This is a genomic window from Streptomyces tremellae (assembly GCF_039540215.1).
GTDB lineage: Bacteria > Actinomycetota > Actinomycetes > Streptomycetales > Streptomycetaceae > Streptomyces > Streptomyces tremellae.
In genome coordinates, this window is the sequence record NZ_BAABEP010000031.1 from 19,618 (window position 1) to 40,969 (window position 21,352).

18 protein-coding genes are annotated in these 21,352 nt (G+C 73.2%); 9 read left to right on the plus strand and 9 right to left on the minus strand.

The window, feature by feature from the left end:
- Nucleotides 1–229 precede the first annotated feature (229 nt).
- Nucleotides 230–1,885: a DedA family protein gene (locus ABEA77_RS20680; protein WP_345649616.1), complete on the plus strand. Its 1,656-nt coding sequence runs from the start codon at nt 230–232 to the stop codon at nt 1,883–1,885.
- A gap of 37 nt (nt 1,886–1,922) precedes the next feature.
- Here the strand turns inward: ABEA77_RS20680 and ABEA77_RS20685 are convergent, their stop codons facing one another.
- Both ABEA77_RS20685 and ABEA77_RS20690 read right to left on the minus strand, forming a co-directional pair.
- The gene (locus tag ABEA77_RS20685; RefSeq protein ID WP_345649619.1) at nt 1,923–3,566 is read right to left on the minus strand and encodes a threonine/serine exporter family protein; all 1,644 of its coding nucleotides are present in this window, start codon (nt 3,564–3,566) and stop codon (nt 1,923–1,925) included.
- A gap of 204 nt (nt 3,567–3,770) precedes the next feature.
- The gene (locus ABEA77_RS20690; RefSeq protein ID WP_345649622.1) at nt 3,771–4,268 is read right to left on the minus strand and encodes an inorganic diphosphatase; all 498 of its coding nucleotides are present in this window, start codon (nt 4,266–4,268) and stop codon (nt 3,771–3,773) included.
- Between the two features lie 155 nt (nt 4,269–4,423).
- Here ABEA77_RS20690 and dacB point away from each other — a divergent pair, with 155 nt between their 5' ends.
- From dacB to folE, 6 genes are all read left to right on the plus strand, one after another.
- Nucleotides 4,424–5,938 carry a D-alanyl-D-alanine carboxypeptidase/D-alanyl-D-alanine endopeptidase gene (gene dacB, locus ABEA77_RS20695; protein ID WP_345649625.1) on the plus strand — a complete coding sequence of 505 codons (1,515 nt, stop codon included), beginning with the start codon at nt 4,424–4,426 and terminating at the stop codon, nt 5,936–5,938.
- Nucleotides 5,939–6,091: 153 nt separating this feature from the next.
- Entirely contained in the window at nt 6,092–7,222 is a 1,131-nt protein-coding gene (locus ABEA77_RS20700) for a zinc-dependent metalloprotease (RefSeq protein WP_345649628.1), read from the plus strand.
- A gap of 266 nt (nt 7,223–7,488) precedes the next feature.
- A complete protein-coding gene (gene tilS / locus ABEA77_RS20705) occupies nt 7,489–8,556 on the plus strand; it encodes a tRNA lysidine(34) synthetase TilS (protein ID WP_345649629.1) in 1,068 nt (355 codons plus the stop codon).
- Nucleotides 8,557–8,591: 35 nt separating this feature from the next.
- The gene (gene hpt / locus ABEA77_RS20710; RefSeq protein ID WP_425588340.1) at nt 8,592–9,152 is read left to right on the plus strand and encodes a hypoxanthine phosphoribosyltransferase; all 561 of its coding nucleotides are present in this window, start codon (nt 8,592–8,594) and stop codon (nt 9,150–9,152) included.
- A 240-nt stretch (nt 9,153–9,392) separates the two neighbouring features.
- Entirely contained in the window at nt 9,393–11,429 is a 2,037-nt protein-coding gene (ftsH, locus tag ABEA77_RS20715; RefSeq protein WP_345649632.1) for an ATP-dependent zinc metalloprotease FtsH, read from the plus strand.
- A gap of 188 nt (nt 11,430–11,617) precedes the next feature.
- The gene (folE, locus tag ABEA77_RS20720) at nt 11,618–12,223 is read left to right on the plus strand and encodes a GTP cyclohydrolase I FolE (RefSeq protein WP_345649635.1); all 606 of its coding nucleotides are present in this window, start codon (nt 11,618–11,620) and stop codon (nt 12,221–12,223) included.
- Nucleotides 12,224–12,339: 116 nt separating this feature from the next.
- Here folE and ABEA77_RS20725 read toward each other — a convergent pair whose 3' ends face one another.
- From ABEA77_RS20725 to ABEA77_RS20750, 6 genes are all read right to left on the minus strand, one after another.
- The gene (locus tag ABEA77_RS20725; protein ID WP_345649638.1) at nt 12,340–12,840 is read right to left on the minus strand and encodes a DUF3180 domain-containing protein; all 501 of its coding nucleotides are present in this window, start codon (nt 12,838–12,840) and stop codon (nt 12,340–12,342) included.
- Nucleotides 12,841–12,893: 53 nt separating this feature from the next.
- Nucleotides 12,894–13,517 carry a 2-amino-4-hydroxy-6-hydroxymethyldihydropteridine diphosphokinase gene (folK, locus tag ABEA77_RS20730; protein WP_345649641.1) on the minus strand — a complete coding sequence of 208 codons (624 nt, stop codon included), beginning with the start codon at nt 13,515–13,517 and terminating at the stop codon, nt 12,894–12,896.
- Nucleotides 13,514–13,873: a dihydroneopterin aldolase gene (folB, locus tag ABEA77_RS20735; protein ID WP_345649644.1), complete on the minus strand. Its 360-nt coding sequence runs from the start codon at nt 13,871–13,873 to the stop codon at nt 13,514–13,516. Before folB ends, folK begins: the two co-directional genes overlap by 4 nt.
- Before the next feature lie 182 nt (nt 13,874–14,055).
- Nucleotides 14,056–14,562 (minus strand): nuclear transport factor 2 family protein, encoded by a 507-nt coding sequence (locus ABEA77_RS20740; RefSeq protein ID WP_345649647.1) that lies wholly within the window; start codon nt 14,560–14,562, stop codon nt 14,056–14,058.
- Nucleotides 14,559–15,464 (minus strand): dihydropteroate synthase, encoded by a 906-nt coding sequence (folP, locus tag ABEA77_RS20745; protein WP_345649650.1) that lies wholly within the window; start codon nt 15,462–15,464, stop codon nt 14,559–14,561. Before folP ends, ABEA77_RS20740 begins: the two co-directional genes overlap by 4 nt.
- A gap of 65 nt (nt 15,465–15,529) precedes the next feature.
- Nucleotides 15,530–17,518: a phosphatidylglycerol lysyltransferase domain-containing protein gene (locus tag ABEA77_RS20750; protein WP_345649653.1), complete on the minus strand. Its 1,989-nt coding sequence runs from the start codon at nt 17,516–17,518 to the stop codon at nt 15,530–15,532.
- 145 nt (nt 17,519–17,663) lie between these two features.
- On the opposite strand from ABEA77_RS20750, the gene ABEA77_RS20755 reads away from it, so the two are divergent.
- Together ABEA77_RS20755 and ABEA77_RS20760 are read left to right on the plus strand one after the other, a co-directional pair.
- Entirely contained in the window at nt 17,664–18,776 is a 1,113-nt protein-coding gene (locus ABEA77_RS20755; protein ID WP_345649656.1) for an alpha/beta hydrolase, read from the plus strand.
- 142 nt (nt 18,777–18,918) lie between these two features.
- Nucleotides 18,919–20,040, plus strand: coding sequence for a coiled-coil domain-containing protein (locus ABEA77_RS20760; protein ID WP_345649659.1), 1,122 nt, complete (start codon nt 18,919–18,921; stop codon nt 20,038–20,040).
- Nucleotides 20,041–20,106: 66 nt separating this feature from the next.
- Here the strand turns inward: ABEA77_RS20760 and ABEA77_RS20765 are convergent, their stop codons facing one another.
- On the minus strand, nt 20,107–21,267 hold the full coding sequence (locus ABEA77_RS20765) for an NADH-quinone oxidoreductase subunit D (RefSeq protein ID WP_345649661.1): 1,161 nt from the start codon (nt 21,265–21,267) through the stop codon (nt 20,107–20,109).
- Between the last annotated feature and the right edge of the window lie 85 nt (nt 21,268–21,352).

The window sequence follows — 21,352 nt, forward strand, 5'->3', positions numbered from 1 at the left end:
TTCCGCGAGTGCTGCGGCCCCTTCGTACCAGCAGCGGCCGCCCGCCGCGGGTGGAACCACGCGTCGCGCGGCGGCGTTGATAGCTTTGGCGGCCGGCCGCGCCCGGCCGCGCCCGTACGCGCCGGTGCGTCCGGTCCGTACGGTGGAGTGCCCGCGGGCGCGCCGTGCGTACGAGCCGTACGTAGGATCGGCGGCGACGCTCCACCGACGACTCAGGAGTCCGGAACCCGTGACCACCCTCGCTCTCGGACCCAGCTGGCTGGATCCGGACCACCTGATCTCGACCTTCGGCGTGATCGGTCTGCTGATCGTCGTCTTCGCCGAGTCGGGCCTGCTCATCGGGTTCTTCCTGCCCGGTGACTCACTGCTGTTCACGGCGGGCCTGCTGGTCACGACCGGCAAGCTCGGCACCCCGCTGTGGCTGCTGTGCCTGCTGGTGTGGTTCGCGGCGGCCCTCGGCGACCAGGTCGGCTTCCTCTTCGGCCGGAAGGTCGGGCCCTCGCTGTTCAACCGGCCCGACTCCAAGCTGTTCAAGCAGGAGAACGTCGAGAAGGCGCACGCCTTCTTCGAGAAGCACGGCCCGAAGTCCCTGGTCCTCGCGCGCTTCGTGCCGATCGTGCGGACGTTCACGCCGATCATCGCGGGCGTCAGCCGCATGGACTACCGATCCTTCGTGATCTACAACGTGATCGGCGGCGGCCTCTGGGGCATCGGCGTCTCGGTACTCGGCGCCGCGCTCGGCAAGGTCGCGTTCGTGCACGCGCACATCGAGCTGATCCTGGTGGCGATCGTGCTGGTCTCGGTCATCCCGATCGCGATCGAGTACCTGCGCTCGCGATCCAAGACCGACAAGACCGACAAGACCGACAAGGCCCACACAGCCGGCAAGAAGGCGGCCTGGGCCGCGGATCGCGCGGACGGCGGCCACGCCGACCCCTCGACCACCATGCCGATGCCCGCGCTGTCCGACCTCGCCGACGAGGACGGTCCCGCCGGGCGCCCGCGCCCCGGCGGGGGAGCGGGGGACGGTGGCCCCCGCGAGGGCTCGGGCGGCGAGGGCCCCTACGCCCGGCAGCAGCCGTACGGCGGGCCGGGGACGCAGGCCCCGCAGCCGTACCAGCAGCCCGGCGGCTACGGCGCCCACCCGCAGGGCGGGCAGCAGCCGTACGCCCCGCAGCAGGGCGGCTACCAGGGACAGCAGCAGTACGGCAGCCCGGTCTACGGCGAGGAGGCCGGGTACGGGAACGGCGGCGCGTACGACGAGCAGCGGCGGTACCCGCAGCCGCCGCAGGGCGGGCAGTACCCGCAGGCGCCGCAGCACGGCGGGGCCTACCAGGGCGGTGGCCCGCAGGCGCCGTACGGCTACCCGGCGCAGGCCGGCGGGCAGCAGCCGTACGGCTACCCGCCGTACGGCAACGGCGGGGCGGCCGAGGGCCGGCAGGGCGGCTACGGGCAGGCGGGGCAGCCGGGCCAGGGCGGGCAGGCCGGTGCTCGGCAGGCGTACCCGCAGGCCCAGCAGCCCCCGTACCAGCAGCACCCCCGGCAGCCGTACCCTCAGCAGGCCCAGCAGGCCCAGCAGGCCCAGCAGGCCCAGCAGGCCCAGCAGGCCCAGCAGGCTCAGCAGCCCGTGTACCCGCAGCAGGGGCAGCAGGCCCCGTACCCTCAGCAGTCCCCTTACGAGCAGCAGGCGCAGAGCCCGCAGCAGCCTCCGCAGTACCAGCAGCAGGCCCAGGGCGGGCAGCAGCCGCCGCGGTACCCGCAGCACCAGCCCCAGCAGTACCCCGGCGACCCCTACGGGCAGCAGCAGCCGTACGGAGGGCGTGCGCCCGAGGGCGGGCCTGAGGACCCGGAGGGTGAGGGCGCCGACCCGCGCCGCCGCTACTGAGCCGCACGGCGCACGCGGCTCCGCGCGCGCCGCTGGGTCAGAAGCCGCGCGTGCGCTTCGCCGCGCGCCGGGCCGAGCCGCGCGTCGCGCCCGGCGCCTTCAGGAACAGCCGGGAGATCTCGCCCCCGAGGTTCACGCCGACCGCGATCGCCAGCGCGAGCGCCACCGCCTTCGAGAGGGAGGCGAGGCCGTGGTCCAGCTCGTTGTACGCGATGCCGAGCAGGCCGAAGTAGGTCGCGGAACCCGGCAGCAGCGGTCCGATCGCGGCTGTGACGTACGGCAGCGCGCTGGAGAACTGGTAGCGCGAGAACAGCTGCCCGAACAGGCCGACGAGCCCGGCCGCCACCGCCGTGGAGGCGACCGGCGAGATCTTCGCCGTGTCGTGCATCGCGGCGTAGACGATCCAGGCGACGCCGCCGTTGAGCGCCACCATCAGCACCGTGCGCCGCTCCTGTTGCAGGAGGACGGCGAAGGCGAGGCTCAGCGTCACCGACACCAGGATCTGCACGAGTGGCCGCCCCTCGGCGACCGGCGCCGAGCTCTCCGGGTTGAGCTCCGCGTTCAGCTGCACACCGACGTAGAGCACGATCAGCACGCCGATCACAATCGCGATGAAGAAGTACATGACTTCGAGCAGCCGCGCCGCCGCGGTGATGTAGTAGCCCGTCAGGCCGTCCTGCACGCCCGCGACCAGCGCGCGCCCCGGCAGCAGCGCGAACAGCCCACCGGTGATCACCGCGGACGGCTTGCCGTCCCAGGACAGGGCGGGGCCCGCGAGCGTCAGTGCCACCCCCATCGCGGCAGGCGGCATCGCCGCCACCACGAACTGGTAGAACTCCGGCAGCCCCCGCCCCGCGCACAGCCAGGCGAGCCGGTCGCCGAGCATCGCGCCGACCAGCGCGGCGACGAACACCACGAAGTCGCCGCCGACCAGCACGGCCGCTGACCCGGCCAGCACGCCGCTGGCCGCCGTGAGCGCCCAGCCCGGGTACGGATGGCGGTTGCGGCGGATCGCGGCGAGGCGGCGGTACGCCTCTTCGAGCGTGACGTCCTCGTCCTCGTTGGTGACGTCGTCCACGAGGTCGAACACGGCGGACAGGCGCGTGTAGTCGGTGCCGCGCCGGCGCACGACCCGGCTCGCGGTGACCGGGTCCTCCACCAGCGAGGGCTGGTGGGAGATGGAGATGAGGGTGAAGGTGACGTTGGGTTCGCAGCGTTCGAGGCCGTACGCGTGGCTCACGGCGAACATCGCCGCCTCCACGTCCTCCGCGCCCTCGCCGCCCGCGAGCAGCAGTTCGCCGATGCGGAGCGTCAGGTCGAGCACGCGCGGCACCGCGGGGCCCGCGACGTCGTGCCGCTGCACGATCTCCGGCAGCGGCCGGTCGCCGACCGGCATGCGCAGCAGCGTGCGCATCCGGTCCTGCCAGGGGGCCTCCTTGGTGAGCCGCAGGATCGGTACGCCCTCCGCGGGCGTGAACGCCGGCGGCAGCATCGCCGTCTGCGCGTACGAGGGCGGCGGCGTCGGCGCCTCCGTGCTCACGCCCTCCGGCACGGCAAACTCCGACGTGGGCTGCTCGTCCTCGGGGACCGGCGGCTGCGGTACCCCGAGCGGCGGGGTGAAGGCGCTGTGCGCCTCGTCCGAGGGAGGCTTCCTGTCCTCCGGACCGTCAGGCTCGGCCACTCGTCACGCCTCGTTCCTTACTCGCACGGCCTGCTGCCGCGTCTGCCCAGTATGGCCACGGACATGGCAGCTGACACGCCGACAATGCGCACGTGGCACGCGAACGGGCGGCGCGCCGTGATCAGGCGCGCCGCCCGCTGGGGTGGTGCTCACTCCATGGCCGGAGCGCCGCGGAACATGCGCCGCGTGCGCTCCGGCGCACGATCAGTGGTGCGAACCGCCCTGCGCCTCAAGACGCTTGCGGGAGGCCTCGATCTCGGCCTCGGCCTCGGCGCGGCCCACCCAGTCGGCGCCCTGGACCGACTTGCCGGGCTCCAGCGCCTTGTACACCTCGAAGAAGTGCTTGATCTGCGCGAGGACGTGGTCCGGCACGTCCTTGATGTCCTTCACGCTCGCCATGCGCGGGTCGGAAGCCTGCACGCACAGCAGCTTGTCGTCACCGCCGGCCTCGTCCGTCATCTTGAACATGCCGACAGCGCGGCAGTCCACCAGGACGCCGGGGAACGTCGGCTCGTCCAGCAGGACCAGCGCGTCCAGCGGGTCGCCGTCCTCGCCGAGGGTGTTCTCGACGAAGCCGTAGTCGGCCGGGTAGCTGGTCGAGGTGAAGAGACGACGGTCGAGGCGGATCCGGCCGGTCTCGTGGTCCACCTCGTACTTGTTCCGCGACCCCTTGGGGATCTCGATGGTGACGTCGAACTCCACGGGTGGTTCCTCCAAGATCAACACGTGTGGCGGTGGGCGTGACGCTGCGGCCCGCCGGCGTCCTCCGCCCGGACAGGGGCAGCGAGCGCACCGCGTGGCGCAGTGATTAAGTGTCCCCCACGAGGTCAAGTGATCGCGAAAGGGGCTGGTCAGCCGTGCTGGATCAGAAAGCCTGGCAGGTCACGGCGGGTTCCGCCGTCCTCGGGCTGCTCGCCGCCGCCGGCGCGATCGCGATCGCGGGCCCCTGGGACGGCGGACAGCGCACGGCAGAGAAGACCTGGGCCGCGGGGCAGGGCCGCACGGGGGCCGGCGCGCACCCCGGCGCACCGGCCCCCGCGCGCGCCCCCAAGCCCGCGCCGAGCGCGGGGCCCGTCCTGACCGCCCTCGGCGGCGACCCCGATGACAGCAACGCCAGCAACGCCAGCAACGCAGGTGACGCAGGTGACGACGGCGGCGCCACCGCGCACGACGCGGGCACCTCGGGCCGCGGCAACCACACCGGGACCCGCGCGGAGGCGGGCGAGGCCCCCATGAACCTCGCGAAGACCCTCGGCCCGCTCCTCGGCCGCCCCGCGCTGGGCAAGGTCACCGCGGCCTCCGTCGTGGACGTCGAGACCGGCAGACAGCTGTACGGGAAGAACGCCACCCGGCCCATGACCCCGGCGTCCACGGTGAAGCTCGCGACGATGACGGCGGCGCTCTCGGCCGTCGGCCCCGACCACCGCATCCCCACCACCGTGGTGGCGGGCCGGGGCGACCGGCACATCACCCTGGTGGGCGGCGGCGACCCCGGCCTGGACGCGAAGGCGCTCGGCAGGCTCGCCGACTCCACCGCACGCGCCCTCAAGGCCAAGGGCGTCAGGAAGGTCGCGCTCGGCTACGACGTCTCCCTCTACTCGGGGCCGCGGCAGCACCCGATCGGCCCCAACGACAACATCGCGCCCGTGATGGCCCTCACGCTCAACGAGGGCCGCCTCAACAGGACCACCAGCGGGCCCGCCCCGCGCAGCGGCGACCCGGCGGGCGCCGCGGCCGAGGAGTTCGTACGGCAGCTGCGCGCCCGTGGGATCACCGCCACCAAGGCGGCGGCCCCCGCGAAGGCGCCCAAGGGCGCGCGACGCCTCGCCGTCAGCTGGTCGGCGCCCGTCTCCGACCTGATCGAGCGTGCCCTGACCGAGAGCGACAACGACATCGCGGAGGCCATGGCGCGGCAGACCGCGCTCGCCGCGCACCTGCCCGCGAGCTTCGCCGGCGGCGCGAAGGCCGTGAAGCAGCGCCTGGCGAAGCTCGGCATGCCGCTCGCCGGGACCGTGTTCACCGACGGCAGCGGCCTCAACCGCAAGGACAAGGTCACGGCGGCCCTGCTGACCTCGCTGCTGACCCGCGACGGCGACCCTGACCACCCGGAGTTGCGCCCCGTGCTGACCGGGCTGCCCGTCGCGGGCTTCACCGGCACGCTCGTCGACCGCTACACCGGGCCTGGGCAGGCCCCGGCCGAGGGCCTGATCCGCGCCAAGACGGGCACCCTGACGGGCGTCAACACGCTCGCGGGCACGGTGGTCGACGCCAGCGGCAGGCTGCTCGCCTTCGCCTTCATGGCCGACGCGACCGCCTCGCCCACCGCGGCGGAGCAGGCCCTCGACCAGGCGTCGGCGGCGCTCCTCCCCTGACTGCGGGCGCGGCGGCGCGACCCCGTAGGCGGCGGCGCGGCCCCGTAGGGGAGGGCCCCGACGGCGCGCCCACGCTCCCGGGGCGGATGTCAGGGACGAATCCGGGCACCCGAACCCCGCCGCACGCGGCCGTCACCCCGTACGGTTGACGACATGACGAGCATCGGTGGTGCCGAGATGGTCGACTGGAATCTCGCGGTGGCGACCGCGAACCGGCTCATGCGCCCGGGTCCCGAGGTCACCAGGGACGAGGCGCGGGAGATCGTCGCCGAGCTGCGCCGGCACGCGAAGGCGGCCGAGGAGCACGTGCGCGGTTATACGCGGATGGTCCGGGACGGGCACGAACCCGCGGACACGCCCGTGCTCGTGGTGGACAGGCCCGGCTGGGTGAAGGCCAATGTGGAGGGCTTCCGCGAGCTGCTCAAGCCCCTCTTCGAGAAGGTGCAGGAGCGCAGGTCGGGCACGCCGGGCGGCGCCGTGTTCGGCGCGGTCGGCGGCAAGGTCACGGGCGTCGAGCTGGGCATGCTGCTGTCCTTCATGGCCTCCCGCGTCCTCGGCCAGTACGAGACGTTCGCGACGGCGGGGCGCGAGCTGCCCGCGGGCGAGGACGGCGGCGGCAGGCTGCTGCTCGTCGCGCCGAACATCGTGCACGTCGAGCGCGAACTCGACGTCGAGCCACACGACTTCAGGCTCTGGGTGACGCTCCACGAGGAGACCCACCGCACCCAGTTCACCGGCGTGCCGTGGCTGAAGGACCATCTGAAGGGCGAGATCCAGTCCTTCCTCGGCGAGACCGACGTGGACCCCGCGACGGTGCTGGAGCGGCTCACCAAGGCGGCCCAGTCCGTGGTGGGCAACCGCCAGGAGGAGGCCGGCGGCGCGGAGGAGGAGGCGCCCAGCATCGTGGAGCTGGTGCAGACGCCCCGCCAGCGCGAGGTGCTCGGCCGTCTCACGGCCGTGATGTCGCTGCTCGAAGGCCACGCGGACTATGTGATGGACGGCGTGGGCCCGCAGGTCGTGCCGAGCGTCGCCGAGATCAGGGAGAAGTTCCAGCAGCGCAGGGCGCGCGGCGCGAGCCGCCTCGACCAGGCGCTGCGCAGGCTCCTCGGCCTCGACGCGAAGCTGCGGCAGTACCGCGACGGCGAGCGGTTCGTCCGCGCCGTGGTCGACGAGGTCGGCATGGACGGCTTCAACCGCGTCTGGACCTCGCCGAACACGCTGCCCACCAAGGCCGAGATCGCCGCCCCCGCGGAGTGGGTCGCGCGGGTGCACAGGTCCCAGTAGGGGGCGCCCCACCCGGGGACGCGGCCGGTTCCGGCGGGCGTCGGCCCGGTGCCCGAGGGGGCGTGTGCGGGCGCGCGCGTGGCAGATGTACGCCTCGGGTATCACCCGTCCGAGGGAGCGTAAGCACTGGCTGGGCGTGCGATGCTCGGGTATTGCCTCGGTTCTGTCACCATCGACGCACTCTCAGTGACGAACCTGCCCCGGCCCCGCCGGGGACACGACCGAGTCACCCCCCCGTAGACACATTTTCATGAAGGGCACCGGACATGGGTCCCCATCCTGCGGTCGCGGCGATACGCCTGGCGGTCCGCCGCGTTCTCCACGACATCCTCACCGAACACTCCGCGCACTCCGCACGCGCCGCCCACTGCGCGTCCGCCGCGTCCGCCGCCTCCCGCGGGACCGGCCCCTGCGACCGCCGCGCCCCCCTCGTACTGGTCGCCTGCTCGGGCGGCGCCGACTCCATGGGCCTCGCCTCCGCCCTCGCCTTCGAAGCGCCCAAGCTCGGCGTCAGGGCCGGCGGTGTCACCGTCGACCACGGCCTCCAGTCCGGTTCCGACATCCGCGCCGCCGAGGTCGTCGCCCGCCTCACCGCCCTCGGCCTCGACCCCGTCGAGTCCGTCGCCGTCTCCGTCGGCCGCGACGGCGGACCGGAGGCCGCCGCGCGCGACGCGCGCTACGGCGCCCTCGACTCCGCGGCCGAGCGCCACGGCGCCGCCGCGGTCCTCCTCGCCCACACCCGCGACGACCAGGCCGAGACCGTCCTCCTCGGCCTCGCGCGCGGCTCCGGCATCCGCTCACTCTCCGGCATGGCCGCCGTCTCGGGCGCCGGGCGCCGCTACCGCCGCCCCTTCCTCCAACTCGACCGCCAGACCGTCCGCACGGCCTGCCTCGCCCAGTCCATCCCCGTCTGGGACGACCCGCACAACGCGGACCCCGCCTACACCCGTTCGCGGCTGCGCCAGGAGGGCCTGCCGGCCCTGGAGAAGGCCCTCGGGAAGGGGGTCGTGGAGGCCCTTGCCCGTACGGCGCAGCTCTCCAGGGACGACGCCGACGCGCTGGACGCGTGGGCGGCCGACGCGGAGTCCACCGTCCGCGACGACGCGGGGCAGTTGGAGGTCGAGAAGCTGTTCGCGCTGCCGCCGGCCGTGCGCCGCAGGGTGCTGCGCAAGGCGGCCATCACGGCGGGCGCGCCCGCGGGTTCGCTGTTCGCGCGGCACATCGAGGAGGTGGACCGCCTGATCACGGGCTGGCGCGGGCAGTCGGGCATCAACCTCCCCGGGCGCGTCGAGGCGCTGAGGCAGGGTGGCAGACTGGTCCTCCGGCAGGGCTGATCAGGCCGGCCAGCGGACGCCGGACGACGAAAGTGATTGTGGTGGACCAGACGGACCTGGGCACCGACCTCCAGTCGGTGCTCATCACCAAGGAAGAGATCGACGCGAAGCTCGCCGAGCTGGCTGCGAAGATCGACGCGGAGTACGCGGGCAAGGACCTTCTCCTGGTCGGAGTGCTCAAGGGCGCCGTGATGGTGATGGCGGACCTGGCCCGCGCGCTGTCCACCCCGGTCACGATGGACTGGATGGCCGTCTCCTCCTACGGCGCGGGCACCCAGTCCTCGGGTGTCGTGCGCATCCTCAAGGACCTGGACACCGACATCAAGGGCAAGCACGTCCTGATCGTCGAGGACATCATCGACTCGGGCCTGACCCTGTCCTGGCTGCTGTCGAACCTCGGCTCGCGGGAGCCCGCGTCGCTTGAGGTCTGCACCCTGCTGCGTAAGCCGGATGCCGCAAAGGTCGCCATCGACGTGAAGTGGATCGGGTTCGACATTCCGAACGCCTTCGTCGTCGGATACGGGCTCGACTACGCTGAGAAGTACCGCAACATGCCCTTCGTGGGGACGCTCGCGCCGCATGTCTACGGCGGCTGACCAGGAGCGGAGCGTCCCGTCCCGGTCCCGCGGCCCCCTCTGGGGCAGTGATGCGGACACATCATTGTTGAGCCGGGAACCACTCCAGCCGTCCCCGCGTTGGAGCAGGGGAGGACGCGTTTGTCACCAGCACCGTGCGGCCGGTAGGGCCGACGCTGGGGTACCGTCCGAAGAACAGTCTTTTCTCACAGCAGCATTTACCTACGGGCAGGAGGGACGGGGCGTCACCGCCTCGTATGGATGGACGTGAAGCGATACTTCCGTGGGCCGGTCATGTGGATCGTGCTGGCCGTCCTCGCCGTGGTCGTGTTGATGAATGTCGTCTCCACTGGAGGCGGCTACAAGACGGTGGACACCGGCCAGGTCGTTCAGGCGATCGACAAGAACCAGGCCGACCAGGTCAAGCTGACCACTGGCGACGATCAAGTCATCAAGGTCGATCTCAAGAACGGCCAGAAGGTCGCGGGCAGCGACAAGATCCAGGCCAGCTACATCGGGAGCCAGGGTTCCACGCTGGCCAAGGAGCTCCAGCAGAAGTTCAACGCCGGTCAGATCGACAAGGGATACACGGTCTCGCCCTCGAAGCAGAGCCCGTTCCTCTCGGTGGTGCTCTCGCTGCTGCCGTTCGTGCTGCTGGTCGTGGTGTTCCTCTTCCTGATGAACCAGATGCAGGGCGGCGGCTCGCGCGTCATGCAGTTCGGGAAGTCCAAGGCGAAGCTCATCACCAAGGACACCCCGAAGACGACGTTCTCCGACGTCGCGGGTTCCGACGAGGCCGTCGAGGAGCTCCAGGAGATCAAGGAGTTCCTCCAGGAGCCGGCGAAGTTCCAGGCCGTGGGCGCCAAGATCCCCAAGGGCGTGCTGCTGTACGGCCCGCCGGGAACGGGCAAGACGCTCCTCGCGCGCGCCGTCGCGGGCGAGGCGGGCGTGCCGTTCTACTCGATCTCGGGCTCCGACTTCGTGGAGATGTTCGTCGGTGTCGGTGCCTCCCGGGTGCGCGACCTGTTCGAGCAGGCCAAGGCGAACGCCCCGGCGATCGTCTTCGTCGACGAGATCGACGCCGTGGGCCGGCACCGCGGCGCGGGCCTCGGCGGCGGGCACGACGAGCGCGAGCAGACGCTGAACCAGCTGCTCGTTGAGATGGACGGCTTCGACGTGAAGGGCGGCGTCATCCTGATCGCCGCCACCAACAGGCCGGACATCCTCGACCCCGCGCTGCTGCGCCCCGGCCGCTTCGACCGGCAGATCGCCGTCGACCGGCCCGACATGCAGGGCCGCCTCGAAATCCTCAAGGTCCACCAGAAGGGCAAGCCGGTCACGCCCGACGTCGACCTCAGCGCGGTCGCCCGCCGTACGCCCGGCTTCACCGGCGCCGACCTGGCGAACGTGCTGAACGAGGCGGCGCTGCTGACGGCGCGCTCGGACAAGAAGCTGATCGACAACCACTCCCTCGACGAGGCCATCGACCGCGTGGTGGCGGGCCCGCAGAAGCGGACCCGGATCATGTCGGAGAAGGAGAAGAAGATCACCGCGTACCACGAGGGCGGACACGCCCTGGTCGCGGCGGCCTCTCCGAACTCCGACCCGGTCCACAAGATCACGATCCTGTCCAGAGGCCGGGCCCTCGGCTACACGATGGTCCTGCCCGACGAGGACAAGTACTCCACCACGCGCAACGAGATGCTCGACCAGCTCGCGTACATGCTGGGCGGGCGCGCGGCGGAGGAGCTGGTCTTCCACGACCCGACCACCGGCGCGGCGAACGACATCGAGAAGGCCACCTCCACGGCCAAGGCGATGGTCACGCAGTACGGCATGACGGAGCGGCTCGGCGCCATCAAGTTCGGCGGCGACAACAGCGAGCCCTTCCTCGGCCGTGAGATGGGCCACCAGCGCGACTACTCGGAAGAGGTCGCGGCGCTCGTCGACGAAGAGGTCAAGAAGCTCATCGAGACGGCGCACAACGAGGCGTGGGAGATCCTGGTGGAGAACCGGGACGTCCTCGACAACCTCGTGCTGGCGCTGCTGGAGAAGGAGACCCTCGGCAAGGAGGAGATCGCGCAGATCTTCTCCACCGTCGTCAAGCGGCCCATGCGGCCCGCATGGACGGGCTCGGCGCGGCGCACGCCGTCGACCAGGCCGCCGGTGCTCTCGCCGAAGGAGCTGGCGCTCACCAACGGCGTCTCGGGCGCCAACGGCAATGGGGCCGCCTCGCTGACGAAGGGCACCGACGCCCCGGCGGAGCAGGTCCCCGAGGAGCGCCCCGACAACGGGTGACGCCCGCAGGCGGGTGACGGATGTGGGACCGGACACGTCCGGTCCGGAATGTCTGCCGCGCCCCCCCAGGTTCCAGGTCATGCGGCCTAGCCTGAGGGGCGCGGCATTCTTCATGTGCGGACAACCAGAAGCGCGCATGTGCACCACGTGCACCACGTACACCATGTGACAAAGGATCGAGGCAACACATGACGGACCCGGTGACGCTGGACGGCGAGGGCCCGATCGGCGAGTTCGACGAGAAGCGCGCCGAGAACGCGGTGCGGGAGCTGCTCGTCGCGATAGGCGAGGACCCGGACCGCGAGGGGCTGCGGGCCACGCCGGGGCGGGTCGCGCGCGCGTACAAGGAGATCCTCGCGGGCCTGTGGCAGGAGCCCGAGGACGTCCTGACGACGACGTTCGACCTCGGCCACGACGAGATGGTGCTGGTCAAGGACATCGAGATCGTCTCGCTGTGCGAGCACCACCTGCTGCCGTTCCACGGCGTCGCGCACGTCGGCTACATCCCCGCGGTCAGCGGCAAGATCACGGGCCTGTCGAAGCTGGCCCGTCTCGTGGACGTCTACGCACGCCGCCCGCAGGTCCAGGAGCGCCTCACCACGCAGGTCGCCGACTCCCTGGTGCGCATCCTGGAGGCGCGCGGCGCGATCGTGGTGATCGAGGCCGAGCACATGTGCATGTCGGTGCGCGGCATCCGCAAGCCCGGCTCGAAGACCATCACGTCCGCGGTGCGCGGCCAGCTGCGCGACGCCACGACGCGCGCCGAGGCCATGAGTTTGATCCTGTCGCACTGAGCCCGTACGGGACGCGGTCGCGCCGCCGTGCGCGGCGAGCCCGTCCTACGGGACCGGGTCCGCCGTACGGGGACCGGGCCGGCGGCGCGGTGCCGGGCCGTGCGCCCGGTGCCGGGTCAGGCGCGGCTGCCGGTGGAGCGGTCGCCGTCACCACCGGGGCCCTCGGGGTCGTCGGGCAGCTTGCAGACCCGTTCGAGGAAGACGGCGGCCGCGATGATCCCGATCCCCGCGAGCAGCGAGAAGCCGGCGTAGATCGCCTGGTCGCGCCGGGCGGGGATGGACAGCTGGGTCAGCAGGAAGACGCCCGTGCCCCCGTACATCCCCGCGACCAGCGCGGCGACCAGCGCCGCCGCCTGCCCGAAGACGACCGCGCGCGCGGCGACCAGCGGATCGACGCCCTTCGCCTCGGGGCGCCGCTCGCGCTGGGCGCGCAGCCGCGCCCTGATCGACAGGGCGGTCGCCAGCAGGATCACCGCGATCGCCGCCAGCACGATGGGCGCGCCCGCCGGGACGCTCGGCAGCGTCCCGAACGAGTCCCACAGGCGCGCCCCGCCCCACGCGAGCACACCGACCGTCACCAGGAGCCCGGCGAGGACGCCGATCCGCAACTGCCTCACCCGGAGAGCCGCCCTTCAGAAATATGCCGCCAGGTCCCTGCCGAGCCTAACGACTATTCCGGCAGACGGAGTTCCAGGTCGACACGGGCCATGACGCCCTCCTGCCCGACGCCCGTCAGCAGCTCCGTCACGGCGCCCTGCCCCGGCAGCACGGCCTCCGGGTCCACGTCGTGCCACGGCGCGAGGACGAAGGCCCGCTGATGGGCCCGCGGGTGGGGCAGGGTGAGGCCCGGGTCGTCCGAGACGACGTCCCCGTACGCGAGGATGTCGACGTCGATCGTGCGCGGGCCCCAGCGCTCCTCGCGCACCCGGTCGAAGGCCTCCTCGATGGCGTGGCCGCGCTCCAGCAGCGACGCCGGCGGCAGGGTCGTCTTCACGACCACCACCGCGTTGAAGTACGAGGGCTGGCTGCCGGGCTCCACGCCCCACGGCTCCGTCTCGTAGACGGGGGAGACCGCCTTGACGCGGACACCAGGGGTGTCCTCCAGGGCGTCCACCGCGCCCTGGAGGGTCTCCAGGCGGTTGCCCAGGTTGGAGCCGAGCGCGATCACCGCACGCTTCGGGTTGGACAGGGTGAGGTCGGCCGCGTCGACCTGCGCGATGACCGAGGCGGGCACCGGCTGCACGGTCGGGTCGCTGGCCGCGGGGCCCGTGCCCCGCGTGTCGTGCGTGCTCATACTCGGCTCCGGGTGATGGTGATGGTCACGTCGTCGAAGGGCACGGTGATGGGCGCGTCCGGCTTGTGGACCGTCACCTCCACCTCGTGCACGCCGTCGTGCTTCAGGCACTGCTGCGCGATGCGCTCGGCCAGCGTCTCGATGAGGTCGACCGGGTCGCCCGTGACGACGGCGACGACCTCCTCGGCGACGATGCCGTAGTGCACGGTCTTCGCCAGATCGTCCTCCGCCGCGGCCGGGCGGGTGTCGAGACCGAGCACCACGTCCACGATGAAGGTCTGGCCCTCCTCCCGCTCACGGGGGAAGACACCGTGGTGCCCACGGGCCCTGAGGCCGCGCAGCGCGACACGATCCACGCGAATCACTCCTGCTGTCGTCGGTCGGCGGGGACCGGCCGCGTGCGGGCGGGCCGGGCACCCACGTTCGAATCTACCGTCGGGCACGGACAGCTCCCGCTCGCGGGGCCCGCGGTAGCCGGGGGTAGCGGCGCCCCTACCCCGTGCTCAGTGCGGCCAATCCCTTCGCGGCGTCCGCCCACTCAGGAGGATGGTTCGGCCTCGGGCGGCTCGTCGTCCCCTTCGCTCTCCGCAAGGACCGGTGACGCGTGGTGCGACCACAGCTTCCAGCCGCCGTCCGCGCGGCGGAACACGTTGGTCGCGACGACCAGCTGGCCCACCAGCGGGCCGAGCTCGGAGCCCTCCTCGGCGGGGGCGCCGCTGAGGATGTTCTCCGTGCAGGTGACCAGTGCCGTACGGCCGGCCACCGCGATCGTGACGTCGGTCAGGAAGAACTGGATGTACTCGGTGTTCGCCATGATCAGCGCGTACGAGCGGAGTACCTCGCCGCGGCCGGTCAGCAGCGGCCAGCCGGGGTGGACGCAGGAGGGCGTCACGTCCTCGGCGCCGTCGGCCCCGTCGTCGCCCTCGCCGAGCCACAGCGCGGACAGCGCCTCAAGGTCGCCGCGCTCCATCGCCTCGTAGAAGTCGGTGTTGGCACGCTCCACCCGCTCGCGTTCTGTGGGTGGCGCCCCGCGGCCCTCGCTCACCTGGTGCCTCTCGCCGGGGTGTGCGCACGGGGCGGCCTGACCGCGCCCTCGATCGCGCGGGCGACCCGTACGGCGTCCGCCGTGGCCCGTACGGCGTGCACCCGGACCGCCCAGGCACCGCCCGACGCGGCGATCGCGGAGACCGCGGCCGTGGCCGCGTCGCGCTCGCGCGCGGGCGGCGGCGCGCCCTCGTCGCCCGCGAGTACCCGGCCGAGGAACCGCTTGCGGGACGCGGCGACCAGCAGCGGCCTGCCGAGCGCCCGCAGTTCGTCCTGGCGGGCCAGGAGTTCGAGGTCGTGCTCGGCGCGCTTGGCGAAGCCGAGCCCGGGGTCGACGACGAGGAGTTCGGGACTGATCCCCCCGTCGACCACCGCGTCCATCCGCTGCCGCAGCTCGGCGACGACCTCCGCGGTCACATCCCCGTACACGGCGCGGGCGTTCATGTCGGCGCTGAAGCCCCGCCAGTGCATGATGACGAACGGGACGGCCGCCGCGGCGACCACGGGCACCATCGCCGGGTCGGCGAGCCCGCCGCTCACGTCGTTGACGAGGACGGCCCCCGCCTCCACCGCGCGCTCCGCGACCCCGGCCCGCATGGTGTCGACGGAGACGACGACGCCCTCGGAGGCCAGGCCCCGCACGACGGGCAGCACCCGCCGCAGCTCCTCGTCCTCGTCCACCCGGCTGGCGCCGGGGCGGGTCGACTCGCCGCCGACGTCCACCAGGTCGGCGCCCCGCGCGACCAGGTCGAGCCCGTGCTTGACGGCGGCCGTGGTGTCGAAGAAGCGCCCGCCGTCCGAGAAGGAGTCGGGCGTCACATTGACGACGCCCATGACCGCACACCGGTCCCACTCGGGCAGCCCCTGGACCGTGCCACGTCCGCGCGTCGTCGTGGTGCTCATGGACCCACCCTAGATGCTGCGCCCGCGCCCGCAGCTCCTGCGGGCGCGGGCGGCTCAGGGGCGGCTCACCGGCGGCTCAGGGGGCGGGGGCCGCCGCCGGTGCGGGCCGGCGTGCGGGCGGCGGGGGGCGCGCCCCGCGGGGCGCCTTCGCCGTCGGCAGGGGCGAGGTGGGCGCAGGGCCTGGCCCCCGCGGCGCGCCGCGGCAGGGTGAGGAAGCCCTCGGCCTGCATCGCGGCGAAGCCGATCCTCGGCAGGTCGCGGCCACGGCGGAAGATCAGGAAGCGCGGCTCCCAGCGCGGCTGGAACTTCGCGTTGAAGCGGTACAGCGACTCGATCTGGAACCACCGGGACAGGAACACCAGGGTGGCGCGCCAGCCGCGCAGCACCGGCCCGGCGCCGAGCCGCTCGCCCCGGGCGAGCACGGACCTGAACATCGCGAAGTTCAGCGACGCGCGCCGCACCCCGAGCGCCTCGGCCGCGCCGAGCGTCGCCACGATCAGCAACTCGTTGAGGCCAGGGTCGGCGGCCCGGTCGCGGCGCATCAGGTCGAGGGAGATCCCGTCCTCGCCCCACGGGACGAAGTGCAGGACACCCCTGAGGTCGCCGTACGGGCCCTGGTCCGCGCCGTGGCCCGGCTCGGCCCGGTGCGCGGTGGCGAGCACCGCGTCGCCGTCCGCCGGGTCGCCGATCCGGCCGAGCGCCATGGAGAAGCCGCGCTCAGTGCCGCCGCCGCGCCAGTCGGCGGCTGCGCGCCTGATCCGGTCGAGCTCGGCCTCCGGCACGTCCCGTACGCGGCGCACCCGGGTCTCGTACCCGGCGCGCTCCACGCGCTTGACCATCTGCCGCACGTTGCGCATCGCGCGCCCGCCCAGGGAGAAGCCGGCCACCTCGACCACCGCCTCGTCGCCGAGCTCCAGCGCGTCGAGACCGGTCTCGCGGGTCCACACCTCGCCGCCGGTCTCGCTGCACCCCATCACGGCGGGGATCCACGAGTGCGCCTCCGCGGTCTCCATGAACCGCTCGATCGCGCCGGGCCACGCCTCCACGTCCCCGATCGGGTCGCCGCTCGCGAGCATCACCGCGGAGACGACGCGGTAGCAGACGGCGGCCTTGCCGCTGGGCGAGAAGACGACGCCCTTGTCCCGCCTGAGGGCGAAGTGGCCGAGCGAGTCGCGCCCGCCGTGCCGGGCGAGCAGCTCCCGCAGCCGCCGCTCGTCCTCCTCGCCGAGCCGCGCCGCCGGCTGCTCGGGCCGCAGCGCCAGATAGACCGTGCTCAGGGCGGTGACGAGGCCCAGCGAGCCGAGGGTGTACGCGACGACGCTGTCGGCTGGACCGCGGTAGGCGACCGGGCCCTCGACGCCGACCAGGCCGAACAGCACGTGTTCGAGGCGGGCGGTGAAGCCGGGGCTGCCGACCGTGCGGTGCGGGTGCGCGCTGACCACGATCAGCCCGATGCCGACCGAGGCCGCGCCCATCAGCAGGAAGTTGGTCAGGGGCGTCCACCGGCCGCGCGGGTCGGGCAGCGCGGCGAACTGCGCCCGGTGCGCGATCAGCGGGGCGAGCAGCAGCAGCGAGAGCAGCGCGCCGAGCGGCGAGTGCCGGTAGACCAGCTCGCCCACGGCGCCCGCGGGCAGCAGCACCACCGCGGCGCGCCAGGCCCGCCGCTTGCGCCGCTTGAGGCCGTGCGCGAGGAACAGGAGCAGCACGCCGACGCTGACCGCGAGCGCGGCGGCGAACGGCCCGAGCGCGCCGGGCAGGACCTCGGCGAGCGCGTGCATCCTGCTGTGCCGGAACCGGGGGAAGACCCCGGACGCGATGTTGACGAGCGCGATCAGGGTGCAGGCCGTGCCGATCAGCGACGGCACCGTACGGGGCGCGGGCCACGGCGCCCAGCGGCGCGCGGGCCCGCCGCCCGCGGCGCGGGAGGCCGTACCGGCGCCCGGGGCCCCGCCGTTCCCGGCCCGCCCGGCCACGTCGGTGCTGCCGCTCTGTCCTGCGTCGGCGGCCTTCCGTGGAACCGATACTGATTTGTCCCCATCTACCGGCACAGCCATCGCTTCCCAAGGTTCGTCCGGTGGTCGTGCTGCTCGGTCCCTGGCCGCGAAGCGGCGGGCGGACCGGCCCGCGCCCCCTAGGACGGGGCTTTGAGCGGGAGGGTTCAGTCGGCCGGGAAGTTCACCGAGGAGGAGAGCCAAGCCCATGGGTCTGACCAGCCACAAGGTTCTGGGCGTCGCGGTCCTCGCGGCCGTCGTCCTGTTCGTGCTCACGGTGTGGCGCTGGCCGCGCCTCGCGCGCCCCGGAGTGCGCCAGGTCGCGGGGCGGGCGGGTCTGCTCCTCGCCACGCAGGTCGCGGTGTTCGCCGCTGTCGCCCTCGTCGTCAACCGGTCCTTCCTGTTCTACGCGTCGTGGGACGACCTGCTCGGGCGGGAGACCGGGACGGGCACCGTACTGGTGCACGACACCGACCCGACGGGCGCCGTCACCGACGCGCAGCGGCCCGTCGACGCCGGGCTGCCGCGCGGCTCGGACGCGGCGCGCGTCGGACTGGTGCGGCAGACCGCGATCGCGGGGCCGCGCAGCCACATCGTCAGCTCCGCGTACGTGTACCTGCCGCCGCAGTACTTCCAGCCGGCGTACCGGCACCGGCTGTTCCCCGCCGCGATCGTGCTGACGGGCTACCCGGGCGCGGCGCAGGCGCTGGTCTCCCGGCTCGACTACCCGGCGATCGCCAGGGCCCAGGCCGCGGCGCACCACATGGAGCCGATGGTGCTGGTGATGCTGCGGCCGACCGTGGCGCCGCCGCGCGACACCGAGTGCGTCGACGTGCCGCACGGGCCGCGCACCGAGACGTACCTCGCGAAGGACATCCCCGACGTCGTCACGCACTCCTACCGGGTGGGGCCTGGGCTGACGCACTGGGGGATCATCGGGGACTCCACCGGCGGCTACTGCGCGCTGAAGATCGCGATGCACCACCCGGAGGACTTCGGCGCCGCCGTCGGGCTCGCCGCGTACTACCGCGCGGCCGAGGACCCCACCACGGGCGACCTGTTCCACGGCGACGAGGCGCTGCGCCACGACGCCGACCTGATGTGGCTGCTGCGCCACCGCACACCGCCCGCCACTTCCCTCCTGGTGACGAGCACCCTGCACGGTGAGACCAACCTCCGGGCCACACGGGAGTTCATCAGGGCGGTGAGGGCGCCGGCGCGGGTGTCCTCGATCGTCCTGCCGAGCGGCGGCCACAACTACAACACCTGGAAGCGGGAGATCCCGCCCGCGCTGGTGTGGCTGGGGCAGCGGATCGGCTGAGGGCACGGGCGCGGGTACGGCCCGCCGCGGCGAGCGGGGGCGTACGGGTTCGACAGGGCCCGGGTGAAGGTCCCGAAAACGCCGGGGCAAACTTGCGACCCGCGCCACCCGTTCGGCCCATCGGCGCGGTAAATTTCGAGCCATGCCGCATGGACGCCACCGCCACTCCCCGCCCCTCCACAAACTCCTGCCGCCGGCTGCCGTCGCCGTGCTCGCCGTCGCGTGCGCGGGAGGCGTCTGGGCCGTCGCCGATCCGCTCGTACTGCGGGGCGTCACCGCGGTCGCCGGTGCGGCCGCCGTCACCGCCGCCTGTCTGATGCGGAGTTGGGACCGGGAGGCGGGCCGCAGGGTCGCAGGTCTTACGCGGGCCCGCGAGAGCGACCAGTGGAAGGCGGAGGAGCGCGTCGCGGAGCTCGAGTCCGACGTCGACGAGGCGCGGGAGATCCGCAGCCGCCTTGAGGCCAAGCTGCGGTCCAAGCGCGTCGAACTGGCCAGGCTGCGCGGCGAGCACGCGGCCCTGCTGCGCCGGTACGCGACGGCGGAGACGGAGCGCGCCAGCGCGCTCGAAGGGCGCCGCAGGCTGGCGATCGGGGCGTCGGCCGAGCCGAAGGCGCTCGCGGCGGGCGGCACGCCGACCCCCTCGGCGTACCTGATGGCGAGCAAGGCCCTGGACGAACTGGCCGCCAACGGCGCCCGACAGGCCGCGCTGCCCGCGCCCCGCGCGCGGCGCCCGGTGGAGGCGGCCCCGGGCCCGGCGGACGGCGGCGCCAGGACGGTGGCGCCGCGAGGCGCGTCCGAGGGGCCCGCGGGTCCGGGCGAACAGCCCGCGGCGGCACGGGAGTCGGCGCGGGGCGCGCAGCCGCAGGACGCGCCCTGCGCGCCGCGCCCGGCCCTGCCCGCGCGCAGGGCCGCGACGCCGTCCTCGATCGTGCCGTACGCGCGGCGCGCCGGGCACCGGCCGGAACAGCGGCCCGGCGGCAGCGGGTTCGACTTCTTCGGCACCCAGCACGGCGGCCGCACGGCGGAGGCCGACCGGGACGGCGGCCGCGACCACCCGGAGGCGGGCTCGCGCGACGGCGGCCGTGCGGCGCGTGGCGCCGAGGCCGCGGAGGGCCCTGACGGTGCCGACGGCGGCGGGCCCGCCGGCCACGCGGACGGCAGCGAGGTCATCGACGCGGTGGGCAGCGAGGTCATCGACCTGACCGAGCACGACGACACCGAGCAGCTCGAAATGGGCGGCCTGCGCAGCGCGTTGGGGTCCTGAGCGGCCCGGCCGCCCGGCCGCCCGCCCGGCGTCCGGCTCGGCCGCTGGTCGGCCTTGGCGCCGGCCCTACTTGTCGATGTCTCCGACCACGAAGAAGAGGGACCCCAGGATCGCCACCATGTCGGCGACCTGGGTGCCGGGCAGCAGTTCGGTGAGCGCCTGGATGTTGTTGAAGGACGCCGAGCGCAGCTTCAGCCGGTAGGGCGTCTTCTCGCCCTTGGACACCAGGTAGTAGCCGTTGACGCCGAGCGGGTTCTCCGTCCAGGCGTACGTGTGGCCCTCCGGCGCCTTGAGTACCTTCGGCAGCCGCTGGTTGACGGGCCCCTGCGGCAGGTCGTCGAGCCGGTCGAGGCAGGCGTCGGCGAGGGCGAGGGCGTTGTGGGTCTGTTCGAGCAGGCACTCGAAGCGGGCGAGGCAGTCGCCCTCCTGGCGGGTCACCACCGTGAGCACGTCGGCGAGTTCGCCGTACGCGAGGTACGGCTCGTCGCGGCGCAGGTCGAAATCGACGCCTGAGGCGCGGGCGATGGGCCCGGTGACGCCGTAGGCCTGCACGGTCTCCGGCGCGAGGACGCCGACGCCCCGGGTGCGGCCCCGGAAGATCTCGTTGCCGAGCACGAGCCGGTCGAACACGTCCATCCGCGACCGCACGGCCCCGACCGCGTGCCGCGCGCGGCGCGTCCACCCCGCGGGCAGGTCCTCCTTGAGGCCGCCGACGCGGTTGAACATGTAGTGCATGCGGCCGCCCGAGACCTCCTCCATCACGTTCTGGAGCTCCTCGCGCTCCCTGAAGGCGTGGAAGACGGGCGTGATGCCGCCGAGTTCCAGCGGATAGGAGCCGAGGAACATGAGGTGGTTGAGGACCCTGTTCAGCTCCGCGAGGAGGGTGCGCGCCCACACCGCGCGCTCGGGTACCTCCATGCCGAGCATCCGCTCGACCGCGGCCACGACGCCGAGTTCGTTGGAGAAGGCGGACAGCCAGTCGTGCCGGTTGGCGAGCATCACGATCTGCCGGTAGTCGCGCGCCTCGAAGAGTTTCTCCGCGCCGCGGTGCATGTAGCCGATGACCGGCTCCGCGGCCCTGATCACCTCGCCTTCGAGGACGAGCCGCAGCCGCAGCACCCCGTGCGTGGAGGGGTGCTGGGGCCCGATGTTGAGCACCATGTCCGTGCTCTCGGCCGCCCCGCCGATCCCGACGGTCGTCGTGGTGGCGCCGGTGCTTTCCGTCATGGGCCCAGTCTCGCAGAGGGCCGGCGGCGGCCCCGGCGGCCCCCGACCCCGGTCTCCGGTCTCCGGGCCCCGGTCTCAGCGGCGC

Bases quoted from the DNA above. Each gene is read 5' to 3' on its own strand.
- ABEA77_RS20700 (WP_345649628.1), top strand. From the start codon at position 6,092: ATGACGAGCATCGGTGGTGCCGAGATGGTCGACTGGAATCTCGCGGTG.
- tilS (WP_345649629.1), top strand. From the start codon at position 7,489: ATGGGTCCCCATCCTGCGGTCGCGGCGATACGCCTGGCGGTCCGCCGC.
- ftsH (WP_345649632.1), top strand. From the start codon at position 9,393: ATGGACGTGAAGCGATACTTCCGTGGGCCGGTCATGTGGATCGTGCTG.
- folE (WP_345649635.1), top strand. From the start codon at position 11,618: ATGACGGACCCGGTGACGCTGGACGGCGAGGGCCCGATCGGCGAGTTC.
- folK (WP_345649641.1), bottom strand. From the start codon at position 13,517: ATGAGCACGCACGACACGCGGGGCACGGGCCCCGCGGCCAGCGACCCG.
- folP (WP_345649650.1), bottom strand. From the start codon at position 15,464: ATGAGCACCACGACGACGCGCGGACGTGGCACGGTCCAGGGGCTGCCC.
- ABEA77_RS20750 (WP_345649653.1), bottom strand. From the start codon at position 17,518: ATGGCTGTGCCGGTAGATGGGGACAAATCAGTATCGGTTCCACGGAAG.
- ABEA77_RS20755 (WP_345649656.1), top strand. From the start codon at position 17,664: ATGGGTCTGACCAGCCACAAGGTTCTGGGCGTCGCGGTCCTCGCGGCC.
- ABEA77_RS20760 (WP_345649659.1), top strand. From the start codon at position 18,919: ATGCCGCATGGACGCCACCGCCACTCCCCGCCCCTCCACAAACTCCTG.
- ABEA77_RS20765 (WP_345649661.1), bottom strand. From the start codon at position 21,267: ATGACGGAAAGCACCGGCGCCACCACGACGACCGTCGGGATCGGCGGG.